The following is a 26,501-nucleotide window of genomic DNA, read 5'->3' on the forward strand; positions in this document are numbered from 1 at the left end:
CCGGCAGGAGGATGCCCCGATGAGCGCTGACCCGGCCGTGCTCTGGCTGTTGCCCGAGCGGGCGGTGGAGAGCTTCGCCACCGCGCTCGGCGGCCGGCGGCTGCTCACCGAGGAGGAGCGGGCCCGCCTGGAGCGCCTGCGCGGCGAGGGCGCGCGCCGCCGCTTCCTGGGGGCCCGGCTGCTGGCCCGCTACGCGCTCAGCGCGCGCACTGGACGTCCGCCGCACGCCTGGCGCTTCCGGTCCGGCCCCTGGGGTCGGCCCGAGCCCGAACCGCCCTGCGAGGGGCTGCGGTTCAACCTCTCGCACACCGAGGGCCTGATCGCCTGCGTGACCACTCACGGCCGCGACTGCGGGGTGGACGTCGAGTGTGCCCCCGCCTCACCGGACGCGGCCACCCACCTCATCCCGCACCTGGCCGACGCGGAGCGCGCCGAACTGGCCGCCCTGCCACCGGCGGTCCGCGCCGACCGGCTCAGCGAGCTGTGGGTGCTCAAGGAGGCATACCTCAAGGCCCTTGGCACCGGGATCACCCGGGACCTGGCCGGCTTCACCTTCTCCACCCCGCCGGACGGGCCGATCACCGTACACGACCCCCACCGGCCGCCCACGGCGGGCGACGCCTGGTGGTTCGAGCTGCTGCACCCCGCCCCCGGGCATGTGCTCGCCGTCGCCGCCGAGCACGGCCGCGCGGGCGACCTGCACCGCATCGACCTCGCCGACCTCGCCGACCCCGGCGAGGCGCCTGCCGCCTGACCGCCCGTTCACTTCCCCGTGGAGGACCACCATGGCACCCGACCGCACCCCCCGCGTCGCCGTCATCGGCGCCGGCGTCTCCGGCATCTCCGCCGCCTACCATCTGCGTGACCGCGCCCGGATCACCCTCTTCGAACGGGAGGACCGGCTCGGAGGGCACGCTAACACGGTCGAGATCGAGGACGCCGGCCGCGTCCTCGGCATCGACACCGCCTTCGTCGTCTTCAACCGCCCCGCCTACCCCAACCTCTACGCATTCTTCGACGAGTTGGGCGTGGAGGCGGTGGAGCACCTCGGCGGCTTCAACTTCTTCGACCTGGACACCGGGCTGGAGTACGGCACCGATGAACTCGACCTCACGGAAGAAGAGGTGACGGTCCGCTACGCCGGTTCCCCGGAGTTCCTCACCATCTGGCGGGAGGCCCGCCGCTTCCACACCGAGGGCCGCCGCGACTTCCTGCGCCGCCGCACCGACATCCCGCTCGGCGAGTACCTGGACCGCGGCGGCTACAGCCAGGAGTTCCGGCACTCCTACGTCATCCTGCTCTGCTCGGCCGTCTGGTCGGTTCCCGCCGAGCTGATCTGGGAGATCCCCGCCTCCACCGTCATCGCCTTCTACATGGGCCACGACGAAGGAGGCCTGGGCGGGCGCCGCGTGGACTGGCGCACGGTGGGCGGCGGCTCCGTTTCCTACGTGCGCAAGGCCATCGCCGCCATCGGCCCGGAGGTTCGCACCGGCGAGCCGGTCACCGCCGTCCGCCGGGAACCGGACGGCGTCACGGTGACCACGGCCGGCGGCAGTGAGCGCTTCGACTACGCCGTCATCGGCGCGCACGCGGACGAGGCGCTGGCCATGCTGGAGAACCCCACCGAGCGGCAGCGCAACGTCCTGGCCACCGTGCGCTACAACTCCTCCGACGTGGTGCTGCACACCGACGAGTCGGTGATGCCCGCCGACCGCGAGCGCTGGGAGGCGTGGAACTACGGCAAGGTCTCGACGGACGGCCGGGCCCACACCTACGTCGCGTACTACATGAACAAGCTGCACGGTTTCACGGCCGAGAAGGACTACTTCGTCACCCTCGACTACCCGCGCGAGGTACGGCCCGAGACGGTGATCGCCCGCTTCTCCTACACCCACCCGATCATCGACAACCCGGTGCGCGAACTGCAGAAGGACATCTACGACGTCAACGAGGGCACCAGGATCAAGCTCTGCGGCTCCTACTTCCACTCCCGCAGGCTCGGCTGGGACCAGATCGGTTCGCACGAGGCCGGCTTCTCCTCCGGCGCCGAGGCGGCCCGCCGCCTGCTGGAGGAACTCGACGGCCAGGGCGCGTGAGCCTCACTCCTTGTGGCGCTGCGCGGACTCGTGTTCCTGGGCGAGCCTGCGCAGCGCCATCAGGGCGGGCTCGAGCAGGGTGGTGAGGACGACGGCGCGCTCGGCCAGCTCCAAGGGGTCCGTCACCCCGTCCAGTTGGTCGAGATCCAGGCGGGCGGTCTCCTCGGCCAGCCGGGCGTAGGGGAGCAGGGCGTGCCAGTCGAGAGCCATCCCGAACTGCTGCAGGCTGGCCAGAGTCTCGGCCAGCACGCTGCGGGCGGGGGCGTCCTTGTGCACCTGCCAGCCCAGCTCGTGGATCAGCGCCTCCACCGCGGCCAGCTGCTCGGACTCCTCGGTGGGCTCCTCCGAGAGCCGGATCGCGCCGAGGGCCAGGCCGAGCACGAGGTGCGGGGAGGACTGTTCCTCGGAGAGGGCTCCCAGCACCTGCCGGGCGGCCTCCACGGAGAGCCCGCGCATCCCGATCAGCGCCCTGATCAGACGCAGCCGGCGCAGATGCTGCTCGTCGTACTCGGCCTGGGTCGCCGAGGTGAGGCGACCCGCGGGCAGCAGCTCCTCGCGGATGTAGAACTTGATCGTGGGCACGGAGACCCCACTCTTCCGGCTGAGTTCCGAGATTCGCATCGGGCTCGCTTCCTTCTGGCCATTCGATAGCTCTACTGTCTATCATCGATAGTGGCACTGTCCAATGTGGCCGCGGGCGGCGTCCGCATCAGGCCCCTCCCAGGAAGACACAGTCATGCCCACACTTCCCTGGACCACCCCGAACGCGCCGCGGCCCGGCCTCGCCACCGCGCTGGTCATGGCCTCCCGCCTGGAGGTGCGTTCACTGAAAGACGTGCCGCGGTTCTTCCTCCGCTCCCTCGTGGCCTGGAAGCAGGTCCGCGGCGCCCAGGGGGCCCTCGGCGCCTCGCTCATCGCGGATCCGCTGCGCCGTACCTTCTGGACCCTCTCCGCCTGGGAGAGCCGCGAGCAGCTCTACGCCTACGCCAAGACCGAACCGCACAACTCGATCATGAAGGGGTTGCGGCCCACCATGCGCCACTCGGTCTTCACTTTCTGGGAGGTCCCGGTCGGCGAGCTGCCGATCGCCTGGAGCGACGCCAAGCGCCGCCTCGCCGAGCAGCAGGCCGCCGAATCCCGTTCCTGAACAGCCGTCAGCACAGACCGTCCATCCCGTTCGCCTCCCCTGGCGAACCCGCCGAGGAGAGACCCTCCATGACCAAGCCCGATACCCGGTCGGTGCCGCTATGGCTGTCGATCGTGGCCTCCAGCGTCCCGATGTTCATGGTCGCGCTGGACAACCTGGTCGTCTCGACCGCACTGCACACGCTGGCCGTGAAGCTCAACGCATCCACCCAGGACCTGCAGTGGTTCGTCAACGCCTACGTGCTCAGCTTCGCCTGCCTGCTGCTCACCGCGGCCGCGCTCGGTGACCGCTTCGGCCGCCGCCGGGTCTTCATGCTCGGCATCACCCTCTTCACCCTCGCCTCCATCGCCTGCGGCCTGGCGACCACCAGCGGTGAGCTGATCGCCGCCCGCGCCGTGCAGGGCATCGGGGCCTCCGCCGTCATGCCGCTCTCGCTCACCCTGCTCTCCCAGGCCGTCCCGGCCCGCAAGCGTGGCCTGGCGCTGGGCCTGTGGTCCGGCATCAGCGGCCTGGCCGTGGCCATGGGCCCGGTGGTCGGCGGCGCGGTGGTGGACGGCCTGGACTGGCAGTGGATCTTCTGGGTCAACGTGCCGGTGGGCATCGTGGCCGTGCCGCTGATCCGCTTCGTGCTGCAGGAGAGCCGGCTGGAGGGCGCGAGCCTGGACCTGCTGGGCATGCTCCTGGCCGCCGCCGCGCTGTTCGCCGTGGTCTGGGGCATCGTGCACGGCTCCACCGACGGCTGGACGTCCGGCACCGTGCTCGGCGCGTTCGCCGCCGGACTCGTGCTGCTCGTCCTCTTCCTGCTCTGGGAACGCCGCACCGCGCAGCCGATGCTGCCGCTCTCCTTCTACCGGGTGCGCGCCTTCACCCTCACCAACATCGTCTCCGCCAGCATGTACTTCGGTGTCTTCGGCTCGCTCTTCCTGCTCGCCCAGTACCTGCAGATCGCCCCGCCGCGCACTCCGCTGGAGGCCGGCGTGCGGACCCTGGCCTGGACCCTGATGCCGATGTTCGTCGCCCCCGTCGCCGGGATGCTGACCAACAAGGTCGGCGGCGGGCGGCTGATGGCCATCGGTCTCTTCCTGCAGGGCGCCGGCCTGGCCTGGATCAACCTGATAGCCGGCACCGACACCTCCTACGCGACCCTGGTCGCGCCGATGGTGGTCTCCGGCATCGGCATGGGCTTCGTCTTCGCACCCACCGCTGCCGTGGTGCTGGGCTCGGTCGGCCCGGAGCACGCGGGCAAAGCCTCCGGAGCCAACACCACCGTCCGCGAGGTGGGCGGCGCGCTCGGCATCGCCGTGCTGAGCACCGTCTTCGACGGCCACGGGAACACGGCATCACCCACCTCCTTCGTCAACGGCCTGCACCCTGCCGTGTGGGTGGGCGTCGGTGTGGTGCTCGCCGGCGCGCTGTGCGCCCTCGGCATCCCTCGCCAGACCCAGCCCGCCGAGGCCCCGGCGGCCGAGTCCGAGGCAGCCGCCACCGAAGCCGACCGCACCGCGGCGGCCACCGCCTGACCGAGACATCACCCGACCGTCCATCCCCGAGTGGCGGGGGGGGGGGGGGGGCCGGGCGCCCCCCCCCCCCCCCCCCCCCCCCCCCCCCCGCCCCCCCACCCCCAGCCCCCCCCCCGGCGGCCCCCCCCCCCCCCCAACAAACCCCCCCCCCCCCCCCCCCCGGGGGGGGGGGGGGCCCCCCCCCCGGGGCCCCCCGCGCCCCACCGCGCCAGGAGGAGCCATGGAACCCTCGCTCGAAGGCTGGGACATCGCCCGCCTCGACGGCAACGACGAACTCCCGTGGATCCCCTGGGGCAGTCAGGGCAAGGCACGGGCCAGGATCGCCGCCCGTGCGGACGGCTACCACGTGGCGATCGTCGAGGCCGAGCCCGGCTACCGGACAGACCCGCACGTGCACCAGCACGCCGAGTTCCTGTACGTCATCGACGGCACGCTCAGCAACCAGGGCCGCACCATGACGACCGGAGACGTCTTCGCCGCGGCCGCGGGCTCCGCGCACACCCACTTCGCCGCCGAAACACCCGTCAAGTACGTCTCGATCTTCAGAAGCGACAGTCAGGAAGAGAAGAGCTGACGCCGTGCGTTCGGCACCACCGACGTGCCGCCGCGGGCTCATGTGAAGTGTGGCGTCTCGAGTCGTGGGCCCCGCCACCATCACAGAACGGAGGATTCCCATGCATGTCGAATCGTCGTCCGAGGGCGCCCACAAGGTCTTCTTCCGCATCCTGGGGCCCTTGCGGGTCTGTTGCGGGGAACGGGAGGTTCCTCTCCCCGAAAACCGCCAACTCGCCGTTCTCGCAGTGCTTCTGACCGAGGTCAACAAGGCCGTGCCCCTCGGCAGGCTCGTCGACGCGGTGTGGGGCGACACGCCGCCGGTCACCGCGGACAAACAGATACAGACCTGTGTGTGGCGGCTGCGCAAGGCATTGGTCAACGGGGGGACCCGAGCCGATCTCATCGAGACCGTCCGTGGCGGTTACCTGCTGCGTCTGCCCGACGGGTCGTTGGACACCCATCTCTTCGAGGAGTTCAGGGAGCGTGGGCGGGCCCGGGCCGAGGCCGGTGATCCGAAGGGCGCCGTGGACGACTACCGTGCCGCTCTGGCGCTGTTCCGGGGAGAGCCGTTGGCCGGGCTGGCGAGCCGGGCGCTCGAGCCGGTCGCGGCGTACTGGGCGGAGCGTCGGCTCAGCTTGCTGGAGGAGTGCTTCGACGTGGAACTCGCCCTCGGCCGACACCGGGAACTGGTCGGTGAGTTGAGCCTGCTGGTCGACGAGCACCCGTTGCGCGAACAGCTCCGCGGACGCCTGATGACGGCGCTGTACCTGTCCGACCGCCGGGCCGACGCCCTCGCGGTCTACCACGCGGGCCGGGCCGCACTGGTCAGCCATGTCGGTCTCGACCCGTGCGCCCGTCTCCAGGAGCTGCACCAGCGGATCATCGCAGGCCACCCGGTCCTCCCGACCGACGCCTTCTCGCGCCCGGAGCCCGCCCTGCGGGGGCGATCCCGAGCGGCGGGCTGACCGCGCTCACGGAGAGCGGGACGCGGAGACGGAGGCGTGCGCCGGCACCCCTGACGGCTGCGGAGCGCTTGCCCGTGCATCACCGGGCACCGGCCGCTGCCGCCGTCTCGGCCTGTACGAGCTCGCCGGCGAGCTTCTCCAGCGCATACCGGAGCACATCGACGGCGGTCGCGTATTCGACGAGGTCGATGTGCTCCCGGTCGGTATGGTCGAGGCTGGAGTCGCCCGGGCCGTAGACAGCCATCGGCACCTTCCAGCGCGGCTCGACGATGTTGAGGTCGGCCGTGCCCGTCTTGAGCTTCAGCGTGGGACGCGCGCCCTGGGCGCGTATCCCGGAGCACAGGGCACGCACCGCGGCTCCACGGGTGTCGACGCGCACGGGCGGGGTCCGGTCGTCGATCGTCAGCACACCGTCTCCGGCAGCATCGGCCAGGAACCGCTCGAACTCCTCCAGGTCGAATCCCGGGGGAGTGCGGCAGGCGACGGTCATCCGAGCCTCTTCGATCGTGCCGCCCATGTCCACCAGCGTCGGGACGGGCCGGTCGAAGGCGCGGCTTCCCGCCGCGTGCGCGTCGCAGTAGCCGACCACCTTGTTCCAGAAGGCGACGGCCGCCTCGGTGGCCTTCTCCTCGGGGCTGGCCGTGTGCACCGCGGGACGGCACACGTCGTACCGGGCCACGACCCGCCCCTTGTAGCCGATGCCGACGCCGGACCACCCATTGGGTTCCCCGACGAAGGCGGCGTCGGGCCGGTGCCCCTCGAGGAGGTGCGCCGCACCCCGTCCGAAGGTCTCCTCCTCGACCACTCCTGCGACCACCAGCTGCACGGGGCCGACCTCGGCGGCCGCGGCCGCGCAGATCATGGTGGCCAGCGGTCCCTTGGCGTCCACCGTGCCACGCCCGTGCAGGACGGTGCCTTCCTGCCGCACCTCCAGTTGGCTCGGCACGGTGTCCATATGGCCGATCATCATGATCGTCGGGCCGGAGGCCGGGCCGCGCCCGGCGATGACGTTGCCGACCTCGTCGATGTGCGTCTCGAAGCCCCAGCCCGGCAGCTCCCCGGCGAGGAAGGCGGCCAGCTCCGCCTCTCCGCCCGACGGCGAGGGGATCTCGACCATGCGTCGCAGCAGTGACTCGGCGCGTGTGCTCATCGGGAAGTTCCTTTGACGAATGTCGTGCCGGCTCCCGCCCGTGCGGCGAGCACAGGGGAGTCCTGCCGGCCGTCGGCGAGGACGACATGCGGGACCCCGGTCAGGAAGGCCTCAGCCGCGCTCTGCAGTTTCACCTTCATGCGCCCTCCCGCGTCGTTGAGGTGGCGTGACAACTCCTCGCAGGGCACCTCGGTGACGAGGCTCGTCGGATCCGCGGGGTCGCGCAGCAGCCCGGGCACGTTGGACAGGATGATCAGCCAGTCGGCTGCCAGGGCGACCGAGAGCCGGGCGGCGAACCGGTCGGCGTCGACGTTGAGCATGCCTCCTGCCGGATCCAGTGCCGGAGGCGACACCACGGGGACGTAGCCTCCGCCCAGCAGGGTCACCAGGAGATCCGGAACCACCTCGTGGATCCGTCCGGAGAAGTCGTCCCGGACGACCCGCTCGACGCCGTCGACCACGACCCTGGCCGGCGGTGTCCGGCGGGCGGTGACCAGGGATCCGTCGATCCCCGACAGACCGACAGCCCGTACTCCGGCCCTGCTCAGAGCCGTGACCAGCGCCGGTTTGAGGCGGCCGAGCATCGCCATGGCGAGCGCGTCGAGCGCGGGCGCGTCGGTGTAGCGGCTGTGCCGGCCGTTGCGCGCGGTCATGGTCCGGGCGGGTCGGCCGAGTTCGGCGGCGAGCCGGTCGGCTTCGGCCCCACCGCCGTGCACGACGACCACCTCGCCGCCCTGCCCGGCGAGTTCGGCGATGTCGGCGCATGCGCCGGCCATCTCAGCGCCGAGCGAACCGCCGACCTTGATCACGAAGCGCTCAGGCCGGGTGGAGCCCGGCGAACCGCAGACCCGCGGTCTCGTCGTGGCCGGAGGCGATGTTGAAGCATTGGACTGCATTGCCGGCACCTCCTTTCACCAGGTTGTCCATGGCCGACACGACGATCAGGTGGTCACCCTCCGAGTTGAGCGACAGGCCGATGTCGCAGTAGTTGGTGCCGCTGAGGATCTTCGGCTCGGGCATCCGGCGCAGGGCGGACCGTTCCCTGACCAGCCGCACGAAGGGCTCGTCCTGGTAGGCCGTACGGTAGAGCGCCCACAGCTCGCGCTCGGTGACACTTCGGGCCGGAGTGATGTGGCAGGCCACCTGGATCCCGCGTACGGCGTCGACCGCGGTCACCGTCATGTGCACCCGCACTCCGCAGGCCTGCTCGATCTCCGCGGTGTGCCGGTGACCGTGCGGCTTGGCCATGCGCAGGGCGCCGCTGCGCTCGGGGTGGTGGCTGCCTTCATCGGGGGTCCTGCCGCCGCCGCTGGAGCCGGTGCGGGCGTCGACCAGAACCGCGCCCGCGACCAGCCCCGCCGCGGCGAGCGGGTGCAGGGCCAGGATCGCGGCGTTGGCCATGCAGCCCGCCACCGCGATGTGGCTCGCCCCGCGCAGCCGCTCCCGGTGCAGTTCGGGGATCCCCGGCTGGAAACGGGAGAGCCAGGACTCCTCCGGCGCGGCGCCGGAGTAGTGGCGTTCCCGCCGGGCGGGGTCATGAAGCCGGAAGTCGGCGCTCAGGTCCACCACCATCGGCGCGAGTGCGGACCATGTGGCGACGGACTTCGTCGAGGCCCCGTGCGGCATGGCCAGGAAGACGACGTCGGATTCCGACACGTCTTCCTCGGCCACGAAGGACAGGTCGCTCTGCCCGCGCAGGTTCGGATGCGCTGCGCTGAGGGGCCGTCCGCGGTGACGTGTCGAGGTGGCCTGGGTCAGCTCCACGTGCGGATGCTGAAGCAGCAGCCTGACGAGTTCACCGCCGATGTATCCGCCGGCGCCGATCACCGAGGCCTTCACCGGGCCACCGCCTCCAGGACATGGCTGACCATGAGATCGGCGATGTCCAGCCCGGTGGCCGAGGCGAGTCCGTGGAACTCCATGGTGTGGTTGACCTCGGTGACCAGCACCTCGCCGGTGGAGCGTTCGATCAGGTCCACCGCGAGCATGCCGCCGCCGACGGCCTCGGCCGCCCGCAGCGCGAGCTTGGCCAGATCCGGTGTCACCTCGCACGGTTCCGTCGCGGCACCGCGCGCCGTGTTGGTGATCCAGTGTTCCGACCTGCGGTAGACGGCCGCGACGACCTGGTCGCCGAGCACGATGGCCCGTATGTCACGGCCGGGTTTGTCGACGAGTTCCTGGACGTAGAAGACCGAGTGCACCGGTGAGCGCATCGCCTGCTTGTGCTCGACGAGCGTCTCAGCCGCGTCCCGGTCGTTGACCTTCGACAGCAGCCGCCCCCACGACCCGACGGCGGGCTTGACCACCGCCGGGTACCCGATCTCCTCGATGGCCTGAAGCGCCGCGTCGGGGGTGACCGCCACCACGGTCCGCGGGGTCGGCAATCCGGCGCGTACCAGGGCCAGCGACGTGAGGATCTTGTCGCCGCAGACTTCGATGACGCCGCTCGGGTTCAGTACCTGATGGCCCATCGACTCAAACAGGTGCGCGGCGTAGAAGCTGCGTGTGTGCGACATGATCCGGTTCAGCACGCCCCGGTACCGCGCCGGCGGCGGCGATTGGAGGTCGTTGACCAGGGTGCGGTCGTCGACGGACGCGTACGGGATGCCGCGCCGCTCGAGGGCGGCGAAGATCAGCCGCTCCTCCAGGCGCACGCGGGTTGTCAGGACGGCCAGGAGGCCGTCCTGCGACGCACTCGTGATCACCCGTTACTCCCCGAAGTCTTCCTCGATCTCGGGGGCGAGCGCGAACTCGGCCGGGTCGAGGCAGATGATCTCCAACTCGACCTTGCAGCTCGGGCACACGACGATCGACGTCACGTGCATGTCCGGCGTCGTCGGCACGGTCTCGGCGCACTCCGGGCAGGTGCTCGTCGTTGCGGTGGTCATGACGCACTCTCCTTTGCGGTGGGACTGCTGTAAACGGTTGCCGTCCAGGAACGGCCGCTGACGACGGCCATGGCGGCGGCGAGAACGTTCTGCGGGCTGACGCCTCCGGTGACCAACTGGGCACGGTGGCCGCCCGGTCGGGAAGAGAAGGCGTCGCTCACGCCGACCCGCAGCACCCGGGTCGGCGCGTGCTCGGCGACGGCCTCGGCGACCGCGCCGCCCAGCCCGCCGAGCAGCGCGTGGTCCTCGACGGTCACGATGCCGGCGGTGCTGCTCGCCGCCCTCACCACCGCCGCGACGTCGAGGGGCTTGATGGTGTGCATGTTCAGCACCGCGGCTTCGATGCCCCGCTCAGCGAGCCGTTCAGCCGCCTCCAGCGCGAACAGGACGGAGTGGGAACCGGCCGCGACGATCGTCACGTCACTTCCGGTGCGCAGCTCCACCGCCTCCCCGACGGTGAACCCGGCGTCGCCGTGGTAGACCGGTTCGGTCGGGCCACGGCCGAGCCGGATGTACACCGGGCCGGGCAGGTACGCCGCCGCGTTGACCATCCGGACCGTCTCGCTCGCGTCTGCCGGCGTCATCACCGTCATGTTGGGCAGCGACCGCATCACCGCGAGGTCCTGCTGGGCGTGGTGGGTCGGGCCCAGGTGGCCTGCGGACAAGCCGGAGTGCGTGGCGACGATGCGTACCGGCAACTTGTGGTAGGCGATGTCGATCTTGACTTGTTCCAGGGCCCGGGCCGAGGCGAACGCGGCCATGGTGTTGACGAAGGGCAGGATGCCGGTGCTGGCGAGCGCGGCTCCGACGGACATCAGGTTGGCCTCGGCGATACCGAGGTCCACGTACTGCTGCGGCAGTACGGCCTGGAACTGCTTCTCCAGCCCGCCCATGTCCGAGTCGAGGCACCAGATCCGGCTGTCCGCTCGCGCCAGTTCGACCAGTGTGGCGCGGTAGGCGGCCCGGTCGGAGCCGTTCTGCCGGTCGTCGACGGCTGCCCGCGCCGTGCTCCGCGCGCTCGGCGGGCCACTCATAGGGTGGCTCGCAGGGCGGCGAGTGCCCGCTCGTACGCCGCCTCACCGAGCTTGGCGAAGTGGCTTTGCCTGCGGTGCTCCAGATGGCGCACGCCGCGTCCCTTGACCGTGTCGGCGATCAGTACGGTCGGGCGCCCGGGAACCGGGGCGGACCGCAGCGCCGGCACCAGTTCGGCGAAGTCGTGGCCGTTCACCTCGGCCACCTGCCAGCCGAAGGCCCGCCACTTGTCGGCGAGGGGCTCCAGCCGCATCCGGTCCTCGGTCGGACCACTGATCTGCAGACGGTTGCGGTCCACCACCGCGGTGAGGTTGTCCAGCTCCAGGTGTGCGGCCGCCATGGCCGCCTCCCAGACCGACCCCTCCTGCAGCTCGCCATCGCCCATCAGGGTGAAGACCCGGTTGGGGCGTCCGGCCCGGCGGGCGGCCAGAGCCAGTCCGGTGGCAAGCGACAGGCCGTGGCCCAGCGACCCGGTCGCGAACTCCACGCCCGGCACCGCGGGTGTGGGGTGTGCCATCAGCCGCCCGGTGGCGCATCCGTAGGTGTCCAGCTCCGAGACGGCCAGGAACCCCCGCTCGGCGAGCGTCGCGTACAGTGCCGCACTGGCATGCCCCTTGCTGAGCACGAAGTGGTCGCGCCCCGGCCAGCCCGGGTCGGCCGGCCGCACCCGCAGGACCCCGAAATAGAGGGCCACGAGGATGTCGGTCGCCGACAGGGACCCGCCCACGTGCGTGCCGATCGCCCCGGCCCCGATCCTGAGCACGTGCTCCCGGACCGCCATCGCCCGGCACCGCAGTTCGTCCCGGTCCACGTCCTCGGCCGTGGCCGTGGCCGTCTCGGCGATCCGGACGCTCACGCCGGCACACCGGCCTTCTGCCGGTACCCCTTGACGGCGGCCCACGGCGGCTCGTAGTCGAGGGCGCGGGCGAAGCGGGCGATGACGTCGAGGTTCTCCCAGACCCGTTCGAAGGCGGTCGCGTACTCGTCCAGAGCAGGACCTGCGTCGGGGTTCAGGTGCATGCGCCGCAGGCAGAGGGAGTCCTCGATGACCTCGCAGGTCACCGGGTAGTCGGCCAGATCGTAGCGCTGCGGGTTGGTCCCCGGAAGCGACCACGGATACCCCTTGCCGTATGCGTTCTGCTCCTGGAACACCGGCTGACCGGGTAGCGGAATGATCTGGTAGTGCGTCAGCGGCACGCCCTCGGCGAGCAGCGCCCGGCGCAGCGCCTGGCGGAAACGGCCCGGCGTGACCCCGTCCAGGCCGGCCGCCCGCGGGTCGAAGCGGAAGCGCAGCATGTGCCACATGTGGGTGCGGTCGGTCGGGACGGGCGGGACGACGACGCCCGGCAGCGCCGCGAGCCGCGACAGAAAGACGGGGATGTTCTGCTCGCGGCGGACCTGGTAGTCCCAGAACCTGGCGAGCTGGGCCCTGGTGAAGGCGGCCAGCACCGAGCTGAGCTTGAGGTTCGAGCCGCGGGTGGCGGACACGTACAGCCGTTCCTCCGTGCTGAGGTCCTCGCCGAGGATCCGCAGGCTGCGGCAGCGCTCGGCGACGTCCTCGTCGTCCGTGACGATCAGTCCGCCCTCGCCGCAGGTCGGGATGCTCTTCTCGACGTTGAGGCTGAAGACCGAGGCGGCGCCCATGGAACCCGCGGTCTCACCGCGGTACTTGCCGCCCTGCGCCTGCACGGCGTCCTCGACCACCAGCAGGTCGTACTTGCGGGCCAGGGCCCGGATCTCGTCCATGTCGGCGGGCAGACCGCCGAGGTGGACCGGGATGATCGCCCGGGTACGGTCTGTGATCTTCGCCTCGATCTGCCGCACGTCGATGTTGAACGTGACCGGGTCGATGTCCACGAAGACGGGAATCGCCAACTGGTACAGCGGCGCCATCGCGGTCGCCACATAGCTGAGCGCCGGGACGATCACCTCGTCGCCGGGCTGGAGGCCCAGGGCGGTCAGCGCCAGCTCCAGCGCCACCGTGCCGCTGTTGACGGCGACCGCGTAACGGGTGCCGCAGAACTCGGCCCATTCCCTCTCGAGTCCGCTGATCTCCTGTTCGTCCTTCGCGCCGACCGTGAACTTGCGGCTGTCCAGGACGCGCAGGACGGCGTCCCTGTCCGCCTGCGTCACCACCGGCCACTCCAGCCGCCGGTGTTCCGGACGCACGACGGGCTTGCTGCCGAACATCGCCAGCTGCGCCTTCATGTCTCTCCCTTGTGAGCCAAACAGGCCTCGCCTGTTCCGTGTCGCCGGGATACGTGAAGAGCCACCCACGCTGCCGTGGGCCCCGGCCCGGCGGTGGACGCTACGGCTCGCCGCTCTTGCCGCGTTCTCACGGCGATATGCGGCCGCCCGATTCCCCAAGTGAGCGCTCCGATGCAGGGCGGTGTCACCGGGCGGGGGGACCGGGACGGCGCGAGGCGGGATCAGCGTGAGACCACCGCGAGAGAAGCCGTCCCTACCGTGGCCCAGTCTCGACACGATCGCCCAACAGGAGGTGTGCGGGGTGGATGCCACACAGGCCCGCCAGTGCGTGGTGACCGCGTCCGACTGGCGGCTGTCCGACGAGGTGCCGCAGCGGGTGGTCGCCAGCTGCCTGTACGACTCCGCGGGCTGGCTGCGCGCCTGGGAGAGGATCGGCATCGAGAAGCGCGCGCGGCACGCCTACGTGCATACCGACCCGGCGGGCCCTGACGGGGCGTCGGTTCTCCCGCTCTACGCCGTGCACGAGTCCCCGTTCTGGGACGGATACGAGCGGCAGGTCGGCCTCGTGGGCCGGTTCGGCAACCCGGTGATCTTCGCCGGCTCCCCGTACTCCATGTACGGCAAGCGCGGGCACGTGCCCGCTGCGCTGGTCCGGGGCGCGTACGCCACCGCCATGGAATGGATCGAGTGCGGACCGGCCGAGGTGCTCGTCGTGCCCAACCTCACCGAGGAGGGCGTGGCCGACTGGCTGGCGGTGGCCGGGCCTCCGGTCGGCCGCGTACTGCTCGAACGCACCTACAGCTGCGACCTGTCCGGCGACTTCGACGACCACATGCACCGCGTCACCAACAAGATCAGGCGGGATGTGCAGAGGCGGCTGCGCCGGGCCGACGAGCGCGGCCTGAGGGTCCGGATGGTCGAGGGGCCTGAGGCGCACAGTCTGGTGCCGGCCGCGTTCCCGCTGACCGTCGACACCAGCGACAAGAACGACTGGCCGGCCCTGTTCGACGAGGACGCGCTGCACGGCATGCTGCGGGTGCCCGGCGCCATGATGGTCGCAGCGGAGGTGGACGACCGGCTGGTCGGGGCCTTCTTCGCGTTCCGGCGCGGGTCCGAAGTGACCTTCATGTGCGGTGGTGTCGACTACGCCACGCTCCACGACCTGAGCACTTACGTGGCGCTCATGTACCGCAGCACCGAGTGGGCGTACGGGCACGGCATGCGCCACATCGAGTGGGGCCGCGACAACTACCGGTTCAAGGAGCGGCACGCCCTGACCGGCACCGACCTGTGGGCCTTGGTCTACGCCCCCGAGCGCCGCCCGGACCTGGAACCGGCGCTCGCCCACATGCACCAGGTGCTGTCCGCCTACATCAGGGGAGAATGAGATGGGTCCAGGCCGACGCCCTGCCGCGCTGCTGCTGGCAGCCGTCGTCAGCGTCAACGCGTCGTACACGGTGATGATCCCGTTCGTGCCGGACCTGGAGCACCGGGTCGGGGCCGGGCCGGTCGTCGTCGCGCTGGCCTTCGCACTGTTCGCCGCGGCCAAGGCGCTCGCCCAGCCGGTCGGCGGATGGTGGGTCGACAAGTGGCGGGCGGACCGCGTCGCCATGCTGTCCATGCTCACCGCCGCGGTCGGCATCGCCCTCACAGCCGCGGCCCGGGACAGTCTCACCCTGCTGGCCGCCCGGGTGTGCTGGGGGATCGGTGAGGGACTGGTGTCCCCGGCTCTCTACGCCGGCATGACGGCGCTGTGCCGGCAGCACGGGATCCCCACCAGCCGGATGATGGGGAACTTCGGGTCGGCCGCGGTGGCCGGGTTCCTCCTGGGGCCGCTGGTCGCCGGAGTGGCCGTGCCTGTCGGCTTGACGGCGCTCTTCGTCGCGGGCGCGGCGGTGACCGCGGCGACGGCTCTCGGACTCGTACTGGCCATTCCCGGGCCGGAACCTGAGGGGCCTGGAGAAGAACCGGATTCCGTCCCCGCCTCGGAAGCCGCCGCGGCGGGGCCCGCACCGGTCCGGTGGTGGGTGTGGGCCCTCCTCCTCGGCGGGCTCGACATGTTCACCTTCCTGGTGTATTCGGCGCTCGAACCGGTCCTGCCCGTCTATCTCAGTACCGGAGCGCACACATCGGCACGAACGGCCATCTCGGCGGTCTTCGTCGCCGGACTGGCCGTCTCGGGCCTGGCGATGTGGCTGCTGGGCCGGTTCACGCCGCCACTGCGGACCCTGGCGGCGATAGGGCTGGGTCTGACGGCCGTCGGCCTGTGCGCCATGGCTGCCAGTGCCCACTTCCTGGCCGTCGGCGGAAGCTTCATGGTCTACATGTTCGGTTACGCGACGCTCTTCCTTGCCGCCCGGCGCGGGATCGTGGAACTGAAGGCCGCCACGGCGAACGACGGCAAGGCCTTCGGCCTGTTCGGTCTGGTCTCGGACATCGGCAACGTCCTCGGCCCCGTCATCGGCGTCGCCCTCTACGAGGTGACCGACCGACTGGCGTTCCTCCTGCTGGGCGCCGTGAGCGGCCTGGTGCTGCTGGCCCTCGTCACGGTGGGACGGCGCCGGGGCACGCTGCCCGGCAGCGCTCGTACGGAGCGCGGTACGGCAGTGCCCCGGGTGGGGGGAGCAGTACAAGACGCCGGCAAGTCGGCAGTGATACCGGCCGCGGTCACAGCGGAGCCGGACAGCCGCTGACGTCCGCACTCGTTGGACCGCATCTGGCGAGACCACGGCAATCAGCCACGAACTTCAGCGAGATCTCCCGTGTCAGCGCTGTGCCTGCAGGCTGACTCCGTTGCGCTGACCGGGAGTTGTCCACCAGCCGAAACCTACTCACAGTCCCGGACGAACAGGGGAACCGATGTCCAACACCACCGGCACCGTGCCGGATGCAGGCCGCCGGCAGAGACGACGGCACGTCATGGCGATCCAGGCGCTGGCAGCCGCGCTCCTGGTCGTGGCCGCGGCGGTCGTGTATTCCCGGGGCGCCTCGGCCGCGTCGACCTCGGCGTCGACGACGGACCAGCCGCTGTCGACGGCCCAGCAGCAGGCGGGCATGACCTCCGGACAGCCTTTCGCCGACCCGCCGGTCCTCGACACCGTCACGAGCCCGAACACGACGATCACCCTGAACGCGCACGACACGCGTTTCGAGGTGGCCGGCAAGCAGGTGTGGGGCAAGTCCTACAACGGCTCGTTCATTGCCCCCACCCTGCACTTCGTGCCAGGTGAACACGCCACGATCACCCTGGTCAACAACCTTTCGGTTGCGACCAATCTGCACTTCCACGGCCTGCACGTCTCGCCGTCGAACGACTCGGACGACTCTTTCCTGTGCATCGCCCCGGGTACCACGTTCCACTACCACCTGGACCTGCCCGCCGACCATCCGGTCGGCACGTACTGGTACCACAGCCATGCCATGGGCACGACCTGCCCCTCGGACGGTTCCGCCATGGCGGGCATGGACATGCCGCCCTCGCCCGGCGCCGGCTTTTCCCCCGGAGACGTGGAGAACCAGATCTTCGCAGGCCTCTCGGGCGCTCTGGTCGTCGGCGACGACCGGGCCCTGCTGCCGCCCACCCTGCAGCACATCGCCACGCACACCGTGAACCTGAAGGACGTTCAGCTCGACAAGACGGGTCACATCGTCGAGAACACCGACACCACGTCGATCGACTCCAACGCCCCGACGGTACGGCTGGTCAACGGGCAGTTGCTCCCCGTGCTCACCGTCAAGCCCGGTGAGACCCAGCTGTGGCGCCTGGCCAACGTCGGCGCCGACATCTGGTATCACCTCCAGCTCGACGGTTACCGGTTCACCGTGATCGGCCAGGACGGCGTTCCGGCCTCCAAGGTGACCACGGCCGACACCCTGCTGCTGCCCCCCGGCAAGCGCTACGACGTGCTGGTCACCGCAGGCAACCGACCCGGCGGGACCACCCTGCGCACCCTCGCTTTCGGCAACGGCCCGGACGGTGACAGCTACCCCGACACCCCGCTGTTCACGGTCGACGTCGCCGGCAGCGCACAGGCCCAGCTGCCTCCCGTCTCCGGCGCGCTGCCCTCCTCGCTTCCCGACCTGTCCAACGCCACCGTCGCGCAGAACCGCAGCGTGACCCTCAGCGGGGACGACTCGGCGGGCTTCTTCATCAACGGCCGGCAGTTCCGTATGGACTCCTCGGTTTTCAGCACCCCCGCGAAGCTGAACACCGTCGAGGAGTGGACCATTACCAACGAGGCCGGTGAGGACCACCCCTTCCACATCCACACCAACTCCTTCCAGGTCATATCGATCAACGGCGTGCCCCAGCCCTACGCAGGCCGTCAGGACACGGTCCCGGTGCCCCACGAGGCCAACGGCGTGCCCGGCAAGGTGGTCATCCGCGTCCCGTTCTCCGACTTCACCGGCAAGGTCATGTTCCACTGCCACATCGCGGCCCACGAGGACAACGGCATGATGAGCTACATCGACGTCGTCGACTGAGTTCACCGTGCCGACCTGCACAGGAACACCGCCACGGTGATCGAATGGCCAAGGAAGAGGCGGCGGCCCCTCGACTCTTCCTTGGCCAAGAAGCACTCCTGTCGCTCACCACGTTCGTGTGAGGACGGCGTCCCTGTGACGCCGTGCCGATGTGATCTCGACACGGCATCCCGACGCTCGACGTGTCGATCCGGGCAAAAGCAATTGGGGCTCCGTCCCGAACCCCGCACCACCAGGAGGCATGGATGGTTGTCGAAACGACCTACGGACTGACCACGGCACTGGTGACGGCCGATGAGGCCCTGCATACCAACTGGGCCTCCCGGCGGCGCGAGTTCGACGTGGTCCGCGTCGTGGACCCCGAGCCGCACTGCCGACCGCAACTGCGGCGAGCCGGGTTCGCCGTCCATCCGGCCTGGGTCACCTGGATCGCTCCGGCCGGTCCCTCCGAGGAGGCTTTTCTCGACGGGCTTTCCGGGAAGGAGCGCCGGAGCGTGCGGGCCGGCATGCGTTTCGTGGCCGAACAGGGCATCCGCATGAAGGCGGTCGTGCCACTGGATCCGGACACGTACGACACCTTCCTGGAGCTGTACGAACGCCAGATCAGCACCATGCGCCACGGTGTGCCCTTCGCGCGCCACGACCGTGACGACGTCCTCGCGCACGCCGACGAGTACTTCGCCGTGCAGGCCCTCGCGGATGACACCCTCGTCGGCTGCTGCGTGTGCCGCGTTCGTGAGGACGTGTCCACAGTGGTGATCCGCTTCGCCGCCACCGCCCCTGACAGTCGGCAGCACCGCGTCGTACGGGCCATGTACATGCAGGCGTTCCAGGTTGCCCGCGAGCTGGGCTGCCGGGACATCTCACTGGGCACCGACCCGGCACTGTACGGCCACATCGCCAAGCCGGGCCTGTTCAGCTTCAAGACGGCGCTGCGCTTCACTCCGATCCCGGCACGTTTCTTCGGGACGATGGATGATCCCGACGAGGCCACCCGAGTCCTCCGCCTGGACGCGCTGAGCGAACCCTCCCTGCTGCTGCGCTACCACCTGCCCGCTGATGACGGCTCGGGGCCGATCGCCGAAGGGACCCCGCTCGGGCTGGATGTGCTGATCACCGAGCCCGCCCCCGACCTCGTGGCGTACCAGGCGCCCTTCGTCCGGGACGTCGATGTGCGACTGGTCGGGTGATACGGCATCCCGGCCCGTGTCTTCGCGAAGCATTCCTGCGGCTGCCGGCCGCGTCGACCTCACCTCGGGTTCGAGGATTCGTCACGGCGCCCCGGTTCGAGGGTCCGATGGAATTCGCGGCTGCACCTTCGTCTGTGCATGGGACCTCGTAATCCTTGGGTGAGCGGCCCTGGTTGGCACCGTCGGGGGCTGTGCGGACTGTGGATGCGGTGGCGGCAGCATGTTCGTTATGTCGAACGGAGGTCGAATTATCGAGCAAACTGGATCGTAGAGAATCGGTGAGCGGCGTCAATACCTCTCGCATGATTCGCGAGCCGGAACATTCACAGGGCTTGCACCGCAGACGGGCCAGTCTCCGGGCCTTCTGGTGAGCCGAGAGGCAGGACTGGCACGGGTCGATGGTGAACGCCGCCTGCGGATGGGGCCCGTAGTGTCCACCCTCCTGGAACGAACAGAGGTCTTGACACCTCTCTGGAGTTCGCCGACAGTCATGCCTTGATCCGAACGGCCGAGTGACAGCCGATTCGCCCGCGGATTGTTAGCGCTAACAATCCGCGGGCGGCCCGTCGGCAGATCCGCAGGCCCGGACGCGTCCACACGCCCTCAGGCCCCCCACCAGCCCACCCTCAGCACACCGCGAACCCCGTTGGCGCGCGGCTTGCTGCCCCCATATCGATGAACAAGGGAGTTCATGGTGCCTGCGTTGCACGTTTTACGCCGACTGTGCCGGAGGCTTGTTGTCTCCTTGGCCGCGGTGGCGCTCGCCTTCGCCGGCCTCATCGCCTTCAGCGAAGCCTCGCAGGCCGCTGCACAAGGGCCTTGCGACATCTACGCCTCGGGCGGGACGCCGTGCGTCGCGGCGCACAGCACCACCCGCGCGCTGTTCGCCTCCTACAACGGCCCGCTCTACCAGGTGCAGCGCGCGTCGGACAACTCGGTGCGGGACATCGGGGTACTGTCCGCCGGAGGTGTCGCCAACGCCACGGCGCAGGACTCCTTCTGCGCGGGCACCACCTGCACCGTCACCCGCGTCTATGACCAGACAGGCGGCGGCAACACCCTGGTCTACCAGGGACCCGGCGGGACCGGCGGCGCCGACACGGCGGCCACCGCGAACACCGAAGCGCTCAGCGTGGGCGGCCAGAAGGCTTACGCACTCTACATCAACCCCGGCAACAGCTACTTCGCGTACAACTCCACCGGGGGCGTGCCGACCGGCAGCTCACCCGAGGGCGAGTACATGGTCACCAGCGGCACCCACGTCAACGGCGGCTGCTGCTTCGACTACGGCAACACGGAGATCGACCACAAGGCCGACGGCAACGGCGCCATGGACGCGATCAACTTCAGCACCGAATGCTGGTTCGGCGGCTGCAGCGGAACCGGACCGTGGGTGCAGGCGGACCTGGAGAACGGCCTGTTCTCCGGCGGCAGCAAGACGTGGAATCCCAACCAGGTCTCCGAGACCAGCCACTTCGTCACCGCGATGCTCAAGAACAACGGCACGACCCAGATGGCGCTCAAGGGCGCCAACGCGCAGTCCGCGAGCCTGACCCAGTTCTACAGCGGCGCACTGCCCACCGGGTACAACCCGATGCACAAGCAGGGCGCCGTCATCCTCGGCAGCGGCGGTGACTGCTGCCAGACCAACCGCAACGCGAGCGCGGGCACCTTCTACGAGGGCGCCATGGTCAAGGGCTACCCCTCCGACGCCACCGACGTCGCGGTCCAGGCCAATATCGCCGCGGCCGGCTATAGCACCACCACCCCCTTCACCCCGGGCGCGAAGGTATCGCTGCAGGCCACCACCCCATGCTGCACCACCGACTACCTGCAGCACGACACCAGCGACGACAACGTCGTGAAAGCGCCGGTGACCTCCAGCAGCTCCTCCACCGTCAAGGGCGACGCCACGTGGATCGTCCGCGCCGGCCTGGCCAACGGCAACTGCGTCTCCTTCGAGTCGGCCGACACACCCGGCAGCTACATCAGGCACTACGCGTTCCAGCTCCACCTTCAGCCCGATGACGGCACCAGCCAGTTCGCCGCCGACGCCACCTTCTGCTCCAAGCCAGGAAACAGCGGCACGGGGTACTCACTGCGGTCCTTCAACTACCCGGCCAAGTACATCCGCCACTACGGCTTCACCGCCTACATCGCAAGCGACGGCGGTACCAACGCCTGGGACACCACCTCACTGTGGGCCCAGGACACCAGCTGGCTCGCCGCCGCCCCCTGGAGCTGACGAGCAACCGGCCTTCCTGAGCGCCCTCAGCGCATGGTGACCTGCTCGACGAAGGCCTGGGGCAGGTCGAGCGCGGTGGTTGGCCAACGAAGCTCCGGTGCCAATGAGTTGAGACTTCGAAACACGTCTCTCAACGGCACGGGAGCCTCGTGCGTTGCGCACCCTGCCTGTACCACCCGATCAGTGGCCGAGCTGAAAAGACTCAGTGCGAGTTCGGCGGTGTCAGAAGCAGGTTGCGGAGCGATGCGACCGGGAGTCGGATCTCACTTCGGGTCGCCGTAGATGACTCCGCGTCCGTTGGTCCCGAAGTAGACGCGGCCGTAGACCCGGGGGTCTCCGGTCATGGTGTTGCCGGTCCAGGCGTACTGGTGGCGGTCGTCGTTGATACGGATCCAGGTCCGGCCCGCGTCGTCGGACCGGAAGATGCCGCGCACGCCGTCGACCTTGGAGCTGGTGTAGACGGCCGGGTAGGTGGCGCCGGGTGCGGCCTTGCCGAATCCGACGACGTCGCCCTCGTCCACCGCCTCGAACCTGGTGAAGGACGTTCCGGAGTCGGTCGACCGCCACAGCCCATAGGGGGTGGGGGTGGTGGGCTTGGTGGTGCCGCCGGCCAGCCAGATGTCGCCCTCGTGGCCCGGGACCGGCTTGAACCGGACGTTCCCCGCGGTGGGCAGACCGGTGGCCGCCGTGGCCTTGAACCTCTTGCCGCCGTCCGTGCTGAGGTAGAAGACGCCGGAGCCGTAGGCGTAGAACTTCGCCGGGTTCACCCGGTCGGAGCGCACAGAAACCCCGGCCGGCAGCCCCTGAGACGCCGTCCAGGTGGCTCCGTGGTCGTCGGACCAGCTGACCGGAGCTCCGGCCGGTGACCAGACGATCCGCCTGCCGTCGGCGCTGATGGCGACGGCCTGGTCGTCGGCTCCGGGGCCGGTGACGCCGGACGGCTCGCTGCCCGAGGGCTTCCAGGTCGCGCCGCTGTCGGTGGAGATGGCGAAGTGCTGGGTCCAGCCGCTGGTGGGGTTGCCGACCCGCACGACGGTGTGGGGCGCCAGCTCCGCGTAGTCCAGGGCCTGGGTGACGCCGAAGGTCGGGTTGTCGTACATCTTCGTCGCCTTGTTCAGATCCGTGTGGCGGAAGCCGCCGACGTCGCCGACGGCCGAGAAGAGGTGAGCGGGACCCACGGGCGGACTGATCACGCAGGTGATCGAGCACTCCTCCAGGCCCTGGGCCCGCACGGACAGGTGTACCGTGCCGCCTCTGTCCCAGTCGGTCAGGTTGTCGGCGCCGTAGATCGTCGCGCCGGTTCCGTACATGAAGTGGTCGGAGTCGAAGGGGTCGATCTGGACGGACTCCATTATCCAGCCCAGCTTGGGGGCCATCTCGGGCAGCGACGGCGAGGCGTTCCAGGTCAGCCAGGGGGCGGCGGAGATGTCGATGTCGTAGCGCAGGGTGCGCTCGGAATTCGTGCCCAGCTCCCACGCGCGGGTCCAGCTCGCGCCGCCGTCGGTGGAGCGGAAGAGGAGGCAGTCGGGCCACCACTTGACCTGGGTGGACACCATCAGGGTGTCCGGGTTCTGCCGGTCGATGGTCAGGCCGCTGTAACCGTACTGGTTGTCGTCGCTGGTGGAGGGGACCGGGCTGATGCGGGTCCAGGTGTCGGTGGCGGTGTCCAGCTTCCACACGTCGCCCTTGGAGCCGTCGTAGGGGCCGGCGGTGTCGCTGGTCGCCAGGTACAGGTAGCCGCCGACGTGGTCGAAGACCGCGTGGTGCGGGATGAAGCCGGTGGGCTGCCCGGGGACGCGTTCCCAGGTCACTCCCGCGTCGGTGGACCGGTACAGGATGTTGTCCTTGTCGGCGACGGTGACGTAGAGGGTCCGGGTGGCCCTGCCCGCTCTGCCGGTGCGCTTGTCGAAGACGACTTGCAGCACGCCCAGGTTGTCGCCGTTGGGGCCGTTGGTGTCGGTGGGGTCGGGGACGAAGTTGCCCGGATTGGGGAAGCTGGTCACCTTCATGAAGGTCTTGCCGTAGTCGGTGCTGCGCCACAGCCCGTGGCCCCCGCGCACTCCCAGGTAGAGGATCCTGTTGCGGTTGGGGTCGATCACCAGCCGCTCGCCGATGCCCCGGCCCGGCATGTTGCCGCCCAGCCGGAACGGCAGGGGAGTGGTCTTCCAGGTGCGGCCGCGGTCGGTCGACCGCAGGATCGCCGCCATGCTCGGGTCCCAGTCGGGCATGGGGTAGGTGCCCGCCGCCAGGTAGACGCGGTCGGGGTCGACCTCGTCGGTGGCGATGCTGATGATGCCGGTGTGCCCGTACTCGTCCCAGCCGATCCAGTCGGTGAGGGGGAGCCACCGCCGGGACGCCGTGTCGAGGCGGTAGGCGCCGCCGATGTCGGTCCGGGCGTACACCAGTCCGGATTCGCGCTGGTTGAAGACGATGCCGGTGACGAAACCGCCACCGACTATCTCCGCGTTGCGGAAGGTGTAGGGCGTGCGTCGGACCTTCCCGGCCGCATGGGCGGACGCGGCGCAGGCGGCGGAGGGGGCGAGCACAGGGAGTGCGGCCGCGGCCGCACCGGCGGCCAGCAGTCCTCGGCGGGAGAGGTGCGGGGCATGGGTCACGGCGGGTCCTTGCCTTTCGGGTGCGGTTCCGTACGGGGCCTGCGCACAAACAGCGGTCCCGTCGGCTCTGGTGTGGTCGGGGAGGAGCGGGCGGATGGTGTCAGCCCGTCCGGGCCGACCGGCCCTCAGTGGTTGGGTCGTGGCCGGTGACATCGGCCTCACGGCCGAACGTCCACAGACCGAGCACCTGGTACGCGGGCGGCATCCGGCGGGGGGTGGTCAGGTTGTGACGCGGGCTGTGGTGCCACTGGGTGGCGCGGGACGCGTCGTCCGGTGGCCTGATGTCGGGAGGGCGGGAGGAATCCGAGTCGATGCGCTTCGACGTTCCGGTGACACTAAGGCCGTGTTTCCGGGCGCGACAACGGGCCGTCAAGGTCACTTTCCGGTAACAGAGGCAGTCGAGGGTGGCGGTGCGCCGCGCATGCCAAACGACTTCGCTGCAGCTGTACTGCACTTCTATGCAAACTCTGCCGCTCGACGGACGACTCGCGACGACTGGGCGACCTGTGATTGACACACGACTGAGCGTCACAGCAACATCGAAGCGCTTCGACGGCGCGGACAGTGCGATCGAGGAAAGCCGTACGCCGCCCGGCACGTCGGCGTGGCCGCGAGCATTGACGCACGTGGTCCGCGCGGATCTATCCTCTGCCTGAAGGCGGGGCGCCCGCGCTCCGGCCGCGTCGTCGTACCACCGGACGACGTGCAGGATCGGGGGCCTCCACGCCGTCCGGTCGGCGAACTTGCCGCGCGCCATCCGCGAGACATGGCGCGCCGCGGACGTACCGGAGGAGGGCCGGAGCGGGTATGCGACAGATCGCACGCCATGACGTCGTCTTCGTCGCCGGCTTCGCGGGAGAGCACGAACCGACCTGGTCGCAGAAGGCCCATGCACGCGAAGGATGCCACCCCCATCTCCACGGACCCCGCAACAGGAACGTACGGATGGGGCGGGCACTGGACGGCCGACCCGACATGGCGGCGGTGCTGCATGCCTTCGCGGCGGTCATGTCCCACTTCGAGGCGCTGCGCACGCTGTATCCACGTGACGCGGACGGGCACCCGCGCGCGGTCGTCGTCGCTTCCGGCGTGCTCCGGGTCGACGAGTACGCCTCCGACGCCCCGCCGACCTACGACGAACTGAGCGCCTTCACCCTCCGGCTGGCCGAGCCCGGATTCGCCCCGGACGACCTGCCGTTGCGGGCCGCCGTCATCACCGTGGACGCCAGACCCATCCACATCGCGCTGTCATTGCACCACTTCTCGGCGGACACGACGGCCGCCCGGATCGTGGCCGAGCACATAGCCCGACTGGCCGTCGATCCGGGCACCGACCTCGGTTCGGGGTGGCAGCCGAGGCAGATCGCGAACTTCGAGGCCAGCCCCTCGGGGCTGCGGCACGCCCACCGTGTCGACACCCATGACCGGGCCATGCTCCGTCAGTCCGTCATGCCCGAACTCCAGGCGCCCGAGAGCCACAGGGACGCCGTCTACAACTTCGTATGCCTCGACTCGGCGGCGGTCGCGCTCGCGGCGGCAGGTCTGGCGAAGCAGTACCGGACATCCGTGGCCGCCGTCCTGCAGGCCGCATACGCGTGCGCGCTCGCCGAGCACCTCGGCATCGGCAACTGCGTGTTCAACACCGTGATGGCCAACCGGCAGACCACCTTCGCCCGCGAGGCGGTGGCCCATATCGCCGGCCGGGCCCTGGTCCCGGTCGACACGTCCCTGGGCGGCGACCGGTTCCCGGCGCTGTGCCGGGCCGTCGACGCGGCACTCGCCAGATCCTCCTCCGTCAGCCTGCGAGAGCCCGACCGCTACGCCAGATCCCTGGACGAGGTCTCCGCCGAACTGGGCCGCTCCGCACACAACCCGTACGTGGTCAACATCCGCCCCATAGCGCCCCGCACGCTGATCCGGGCTCGCGCGGACAAGGCACAGCACGACATCGAGCGAGCCACGGCTTCCAGCCGTTACAGACGATTCCCCAAACCCGTCGACCCGTACTCCGGAAAGCTCTGCTTCGATGTGTGGGGTATGTCCGAGACGGCCGGAATCAGTCTCGGGACGGATGCGACGTCGTTCGACGTGACGGATCTCGAACAGATACTCCTGTCCTTCGAGAGGCGGCTGGTCGGAGCCGCGATCCGTGCTCGCGCCGTACGGAGCGGCTCCTTCACCGGTGCGTAGAGAAGCGGCGGAGCGAGGGCGGTGCCGTCGCCGTCGCCGGGTGGGTGACGCCGAGGGTGACGTCGAACAGGCCCGGCAGAAGGTGCTGCTGCCGTCGGACACGGCCACGGCAGACGCCGTCACGCCCCGCCACACCGCGATGGCCGGCCCCGAACCGAAGGGGCGACGGCTTGATGACGCTGCGTAAACCGTGCACCCTCCCATGAGATCTCTCA

Annotated in this window: 22 protein-coding genes; 12 read left to right on the forward strand and 10 right to left on the reverse strand. The window is 70.0% G+C overall.

The features are described 5' to 3' along the window. Positions 1–19: 19 nt before the first annotated feature. Together ACFYZE_RS06995 and ACFYZE_RS07000 are read left to right on the forward strand one after the other, a co-directional pair. The gene (locus ACFYZE_RS06995; protein WP_388989671.1) at positions 20–754 is read left to right on the forward strand and encodes a 4'-phosphopantetheinyl transferase family protein; all 735 of its coding nucleotides are present in this window, start codon (positions 20–22) and stop codon (positions 752–754) included. 31 nt (positions 755–785) lie between these two features. Beyond that, positions 786–2,096, forward strand: a complete 1,311-nt coding sequence (locus tag ACFYZE_RS07000) for an NAD(P)/FAD-dependent oxidoreductase (protein WP_388989673.1) — start codon at positions 786–788, stop codon at positions 2,094–2,096. A gap of 3 nt (positions 2,097–2,099) precedes the next feature. Here ACFYZE_RS07000 and ACFYZE_RS07005 read toward each other — a convergent pair whose 3' ends face one another. Beyond that, positions 2,100–2,717, reverse strand: coding sequence for a MerR family transcriptional regulator (locus ACFYZE_RS07005; protein WP_388989674.1), 618 nt, complete (start codon positions 2,715–2,717; stop codon positions 2,100–2,102). A 115-nt stretch (positions 2,718–2,832) separates the two neighbouring features. On the opposite strand from ACFYZE_RS07005, the gene ACFYZE_RS07010 reads away from it, so the two are divergent. From ACFYZE_RS07010 to ACFYZE_RS07025, 4 genes are all read left to right on the forward strand, one after another. Further along, entirely contained in the window at positions 2,833–3,243 is a 411-nt protein-coding gene (locus ACFYZE_RS07010; protein ID WP_388989676.1) for a DUF3291 domain-containing protein, read from the forward strand. Between the two features lie 68 nt (positions 3,244–3,311). Continuing rightward, positions 3,312–4,763 (forward strand): MFS transporter, encoded by a 1,452-nt coding sequence (locus ACFYZE_RS07015; RefSeq protein WP_388989678.1) that lies wholly within the window; start codon positions 3,312–3,314, stop codon positions 4,761–4,763. 220 nt (positions 4,764–4,983) lie between these two features. Beyond that, on the forward strand, positions 4,984–5,337 hold the full coding sequence (locus tag ACFYZE_RS07020; protein WP_388989680.1) for a cupin domain-containing protein: 354 nt from the start codon (positions 4,984–4,986) through the stop codon (positions 5,335–5,337). A 100-nt stretch (positions 5,338–5,437) separates the two neighbouring features. Then, positions 5,438–6,283 (forward strand): BTAD domain-containing putative transcriptional regulator, encoded by an 846-nt coding sequence (locus ACFYZE_RS07025; protein WP_388989681.1) that lies wholly within the window; start codon positions 5,438–5,440, stop codon positions 6,281–6,283. Positions 6,284–6,362: 79 nt separating this feature from the next. Here ACFYZE_RS07025 and ACFYZE_RS07030 read toward each other — a convergent pair whose 3' ends face one another. The 8 genes from ACFYZE_RS07030 to ACFYZE_RS07065 all read right to left on the reverse strand — a co-directional run bounded on the left by ACFYZE_RS07030 (position 6,363) and on the right by ACFYZE_RS07065 (position 13,561). Further along, positions 6,363–7,433, reverse strand: coding sequence for a M20/M25/M40 family metallo-hydrolase (locus ACFYZE_RS07030; protein WP_388989683.1), 1,071 nt, complete (start codon positions 7,431–7,433; stop codon positions 6,363–6,365). After that, complete coding sequence (locus ACFYZE_RS07035; protein WP_388989685.1) at positions 7,430–8,242, reverse strand: [LysW]-aminoadipate kinase; 813 nt, start codon at positions 8,240–8,242, stop codon at positions 7,430–7,432. Before ACFYZE_RS07035 ends, ACFYZE_RS07030 begins: the two co-directional genes overlap by 4 nt. Before the next feature lie 7 nt (positions 8,243–8,249). Beyond that, the gene (gene argC / locus ACFYZE_RS07040) at positions 8,250–9,272 is read right to left on the reverse strand and encodes an N-acetyl-gamma-glutamyl-phosphate reductase (protein WP_388989687.1); all 1,023 of its coding nucleotides are present in this window, start codon (positions 9,270–9,272) and stop codon (positions 8,250–8,252) included. Beyond that, positions 9,269–10,138: a lysine biosynthesis protein LysX gene (gene lysX / locus ACFYZE_RS07045; protein ID WP_388989689.1), complete on the reverse strand. Its 870-nt coding sequence runs from the start codon at positions 10,136–10,138 to the stop codon at positions 9,269–9,271. The genes argC and lysX overlap by 4 nt, the downstream gene beginning before the upstream one ends. Before the next feature lie 3 nt (positions 10,139–10,141). Further along, positions 10,142–10,321: a lysine biosynthesis protein LysW gene (locus tag ACFYZE_RS07050; protein WP_388989691.1), complete on the reverse strand. Its 180-nt coding sequence runs from the start codon at positions 10,319–10,321 to the stop codon at positions 10,142–10,144. Beyond that, entirely contained in the window at positions 10,318–11,355 is a 1,038-nt protein-coding gene (locus tag ACFYZE_RS07055; protein WP_388989693.1) for a transketolase family protein, read from the reverse strand. The genes ACFYZE_RS07050 and ACFYZE_RS07055 overlap by 4 nt, the downstream gene beginning before the upstream one ends. Continuing rightward, positions 11,352–12,134 carry a transketolase gene (locus ACFYZE_RS07060; protein ID WP_388990559.1) on the reverse strand — a complete coding sequence of 261 codons (783 nt, stop codon included), beginning with the start codon at positions 12,132–12,134 and terminating at the stop codon, positions 11,352–11,354. The genes ACFYZE_RS07055 and ACFYZE_RS07060 overlap by 4 nt, the downstream gene beginning before the upstream one ends. Positions 12,135–12,205: 71 nt before the next feature. After that, entirely contained in the window at positions 12,206–13,561 is a 1,356-nt protein-coding gene (locus ACFYZE_RS07065; protein WP_388989695.1) for a DegT/DnrJ/EryC1/StrS family aminotransferase, read from the reverse strand. Positions 13,562–13,862: 301 nt separating this feature from the next. Here ACFYZE_RS07065 and ACFYZE_RS07070 point away from each other — a divergent pair, with 301 nt between their 5' ends. The 5 genes from ACFYZE_RS07070 (at position 13,863) to ACFYZE_RS07090 (ending at position 21,481) form a co-directional block, all read left to right on the forward strand. Further along, the gene (locus ACFYZE_RS07070; protein ID WP_388989696.1) at positions 13,863–14,948 is read left to right on the forward strand and encodes a GNAT family N-acetyltransferase; all 1,086 of its coding nucleotides are present in this window, start codon (positions 13,863–13,865) and stop codon (positions 14,946–14,948) included. Between the two features lies 1 nt (position 14,949). Further along, complete coding sequence (locus ACFYZE_RS07075) at positions 14,950–16,254, forward strand: MFS transporter (protein ID WP_388989698.1); 1,305 nt, start codon at positions 14,950–14,952, stop codon at positions 16,252–16,254. A gap of 166 nt (positions 16,255–16,420) precedes the next feature. Further along, positions 16,421–18,046 (forward strand): multicopper oxidase family protein, encoded by a 1,626-nt coding sequence (locus ACFYZE_RS07080; RefSeq protein WP_388989700.1) that lies wholly within the window; start codon positions 16,421–16,423, stop codon positions 18,044–18,046. A 245-nt stretch (positions 18,047–18,291) separates the two neighbouring features. Next, the gene (locus tag ACFYZE_RS07085; RefSeq protein ID WP_388989702.1) at positions 18,292–19,236 is read left to right on the forward strand and encodes a GNAT family N-acetyltransferase; all 945 of its coding nucleotides are present in this window, start codon (positions 18,292–18,294) and stop codon (positions 19,234–19,236) included. A 691-nt stretch (positions 19,237–19,927) separates the two neighbouring features. Further along, positions 19,928–21,481, forward strand: coding sequence for an alpha-L-arabinofuranosidase B (locus tag ACFYZE_RS07090; RefSeq protein ID WP_388989703.1), 1,554 nt, complete (start codon positions 19,928–19,930; stop codon positions 21,479–21,481). 263 nt (positions 21,482–21,744) lie between these two features. Here the strand turns inward: ACFYZE_RS07090 and ACFYZE_RS07095 are convergent, their stop codons facing one another. After that, positions 21,745–24,096, reverse strand: coding sequence for a xyloglucanase (locus tag ACFYZE_RS07095; RefSeq protein ID WP_388989705.1), 2,352 nt, complete (start codon positions 24,094–24,096; stop codon positions 21,745–21,747). Between the two features lie 807 nt (positions 24,097–24,903). Between ACFYZE_RS07095 and ACFYZE_RS07100 the strand changes: the two genes are divergently transcribed. Next, on the forward strand, positions 24,904–26,286 hold the full coding sequence (locus ACFYZE_RS07100; protein WP_388989707.1) for a condensation domain-containing protein: 1,383 nt from the start codon (positions 24,904–24,906) through the stop codon (positions 26,284–26,286). The last annotated feature ends 215 nt before the right edge of the window (positions 26,287–26,501 follow it).

This window comes from Streptomyces sp. NPDC001796, from assembly GCF_042892355.1.
In the GTDB taxonomy this organism is placed as follows: Bacteria; Actinomycetota; Actinomycetes; order Streptomycetales; family Streptomycetaceae; genus Streptomyces.

What these genes read in the sequence shown, in the direction of transcription:
- ACFYZE_RS06995 (WP_388989671.1), top strand. Translation starts at nt 20, where the DNA reads ATGAGCGCTGACCCGGCCGTGCTCTGGCTGTTGCCCGAGCGGGCGGTG.
- ACFYZE_RS07000 (WP_388989673.1), top strand. Translation starts at nt 786, where the DNA reads ATGGCACCCGACCGCACCCCCCGCGTCGCCGTCATCGGCGCCGGCGTC.
- ACFYZE_RS07005 (WP_388989674.1), bottom strand. Translation starts at nt 2,717, where the DNA reads ATGCGAATCTCGGAACTCAGCCGGAAGAGTGGGGTCTCCGTGCCCACG.
- ACFYZE_RS07010 (WP_388989676.1), top strand. Translation starts at nt 2,833, where the DNA reads ATGCCCACACTTCCCTGGACCACCCCGAACGCGCCGCGGCCCGGCCTC.
- ACFYZE_RS07015 (WP_388989678.1), top strand. Translation starts at nt 3,312, where the DNA reads ATGACCAAGCCCGATACCCGGTCGGTGCCGCTATGGCTGTCGATCGTG.
- ACFYZE_RS07020 (WP_388989680.1), top strand. Translation starts at nt 4,984, where the DNA reads ATGGAACCCTCGCTCGAAGGCTGGGACATCGCCCGCCTCGACGGCAAC.
- ACFYZE_RS07025 (WP_388989681.1), top strand. Translation starts at nt 5,438, where the DNA reads ATGCATGTCGAATCGTCGTCCGAGGGCGCCCACAAGGTCTTCTTCCGC.
- ACFYZE_RS07030 (WP_388989683.1), bottom strand. Translation starts at nt 7,433, where the DNA reads ATGAGCACACGCGCCGAGTCACTGCTGCGACGCATGGTCGAGATCCCC.
- ACFYZE_RS07050 (WP_388989691.1), bottom strand. Translation starts at nt 10,321, where the DNA reads ATGACCACCGCAACGACGAGCACCTGCCCGGAGTGCGCCGAGACCGTG.
- ACFYZE_RS07055 (WP_388989693.1), bottom strand. Translation starts at nt 11,355, where the DNA reads ATGAGTGGCCCGCCGAGCGCGCGGAGCACGGCGCGGGCAGCCGTCGAC.
- ACFYZE_RS07060 (WP_388990559.1), bottom strand. Translation starts at nt 12,134, where the DNA reads ATGGCGGTCCGGGAGCACGTGCTCAGGATCGGGGCCGGGGCGATCGGC.
- ACFYZE_RS07065 (WP_388989695.1), bottom strand. Translation starts at nt 13,561, where the DNA reads ATGAAGGCGCAGCTGGCGATGTTCGGCAGCAAGCCCGTCGTGCGTCCG.
- ACFYZE_RS07075 (WP_388989698.1), top strand. Translation starts at nt 14,950, where the DNA reads ATGGGTCCAGGCCGACGCCCTGCCGCGCTGCTGCTGGCAGCCGTCGTC.
- ACFYZE_RS07080 (WP_388989700.1), top strand. Translation starts at nt 16,421, where the DNA reads ATGTCCAACACCACCGGCACCGTGCCGGATGCAGGCCGCCGGCAGAGA.
- ACFYZE_RS07085 (WP_388989702.1), top strand. Translation starts at nt 18,292, where the DNA reads ATGGTTGTCGAAACGACCTACGGACTGACCACGGCACTGGTGACGGCC.
- ACFYZE_RS07090 (WP_388989703.1), top strand. Translation starts at nt 19,928, where the DNA reads ATGGTGCCTGCGTTGCACGTTTTACGCCGACTGTGCCGGAGGCTTGTT.
- ACFYZE_RS07100 (WP_388989707.1), top strand. Translation starts at nt 24,904, where the DNA reads ATGCGACAGATCGCACGCCATGACGTCGTCTTCGTCGCCGGCTTCGCG.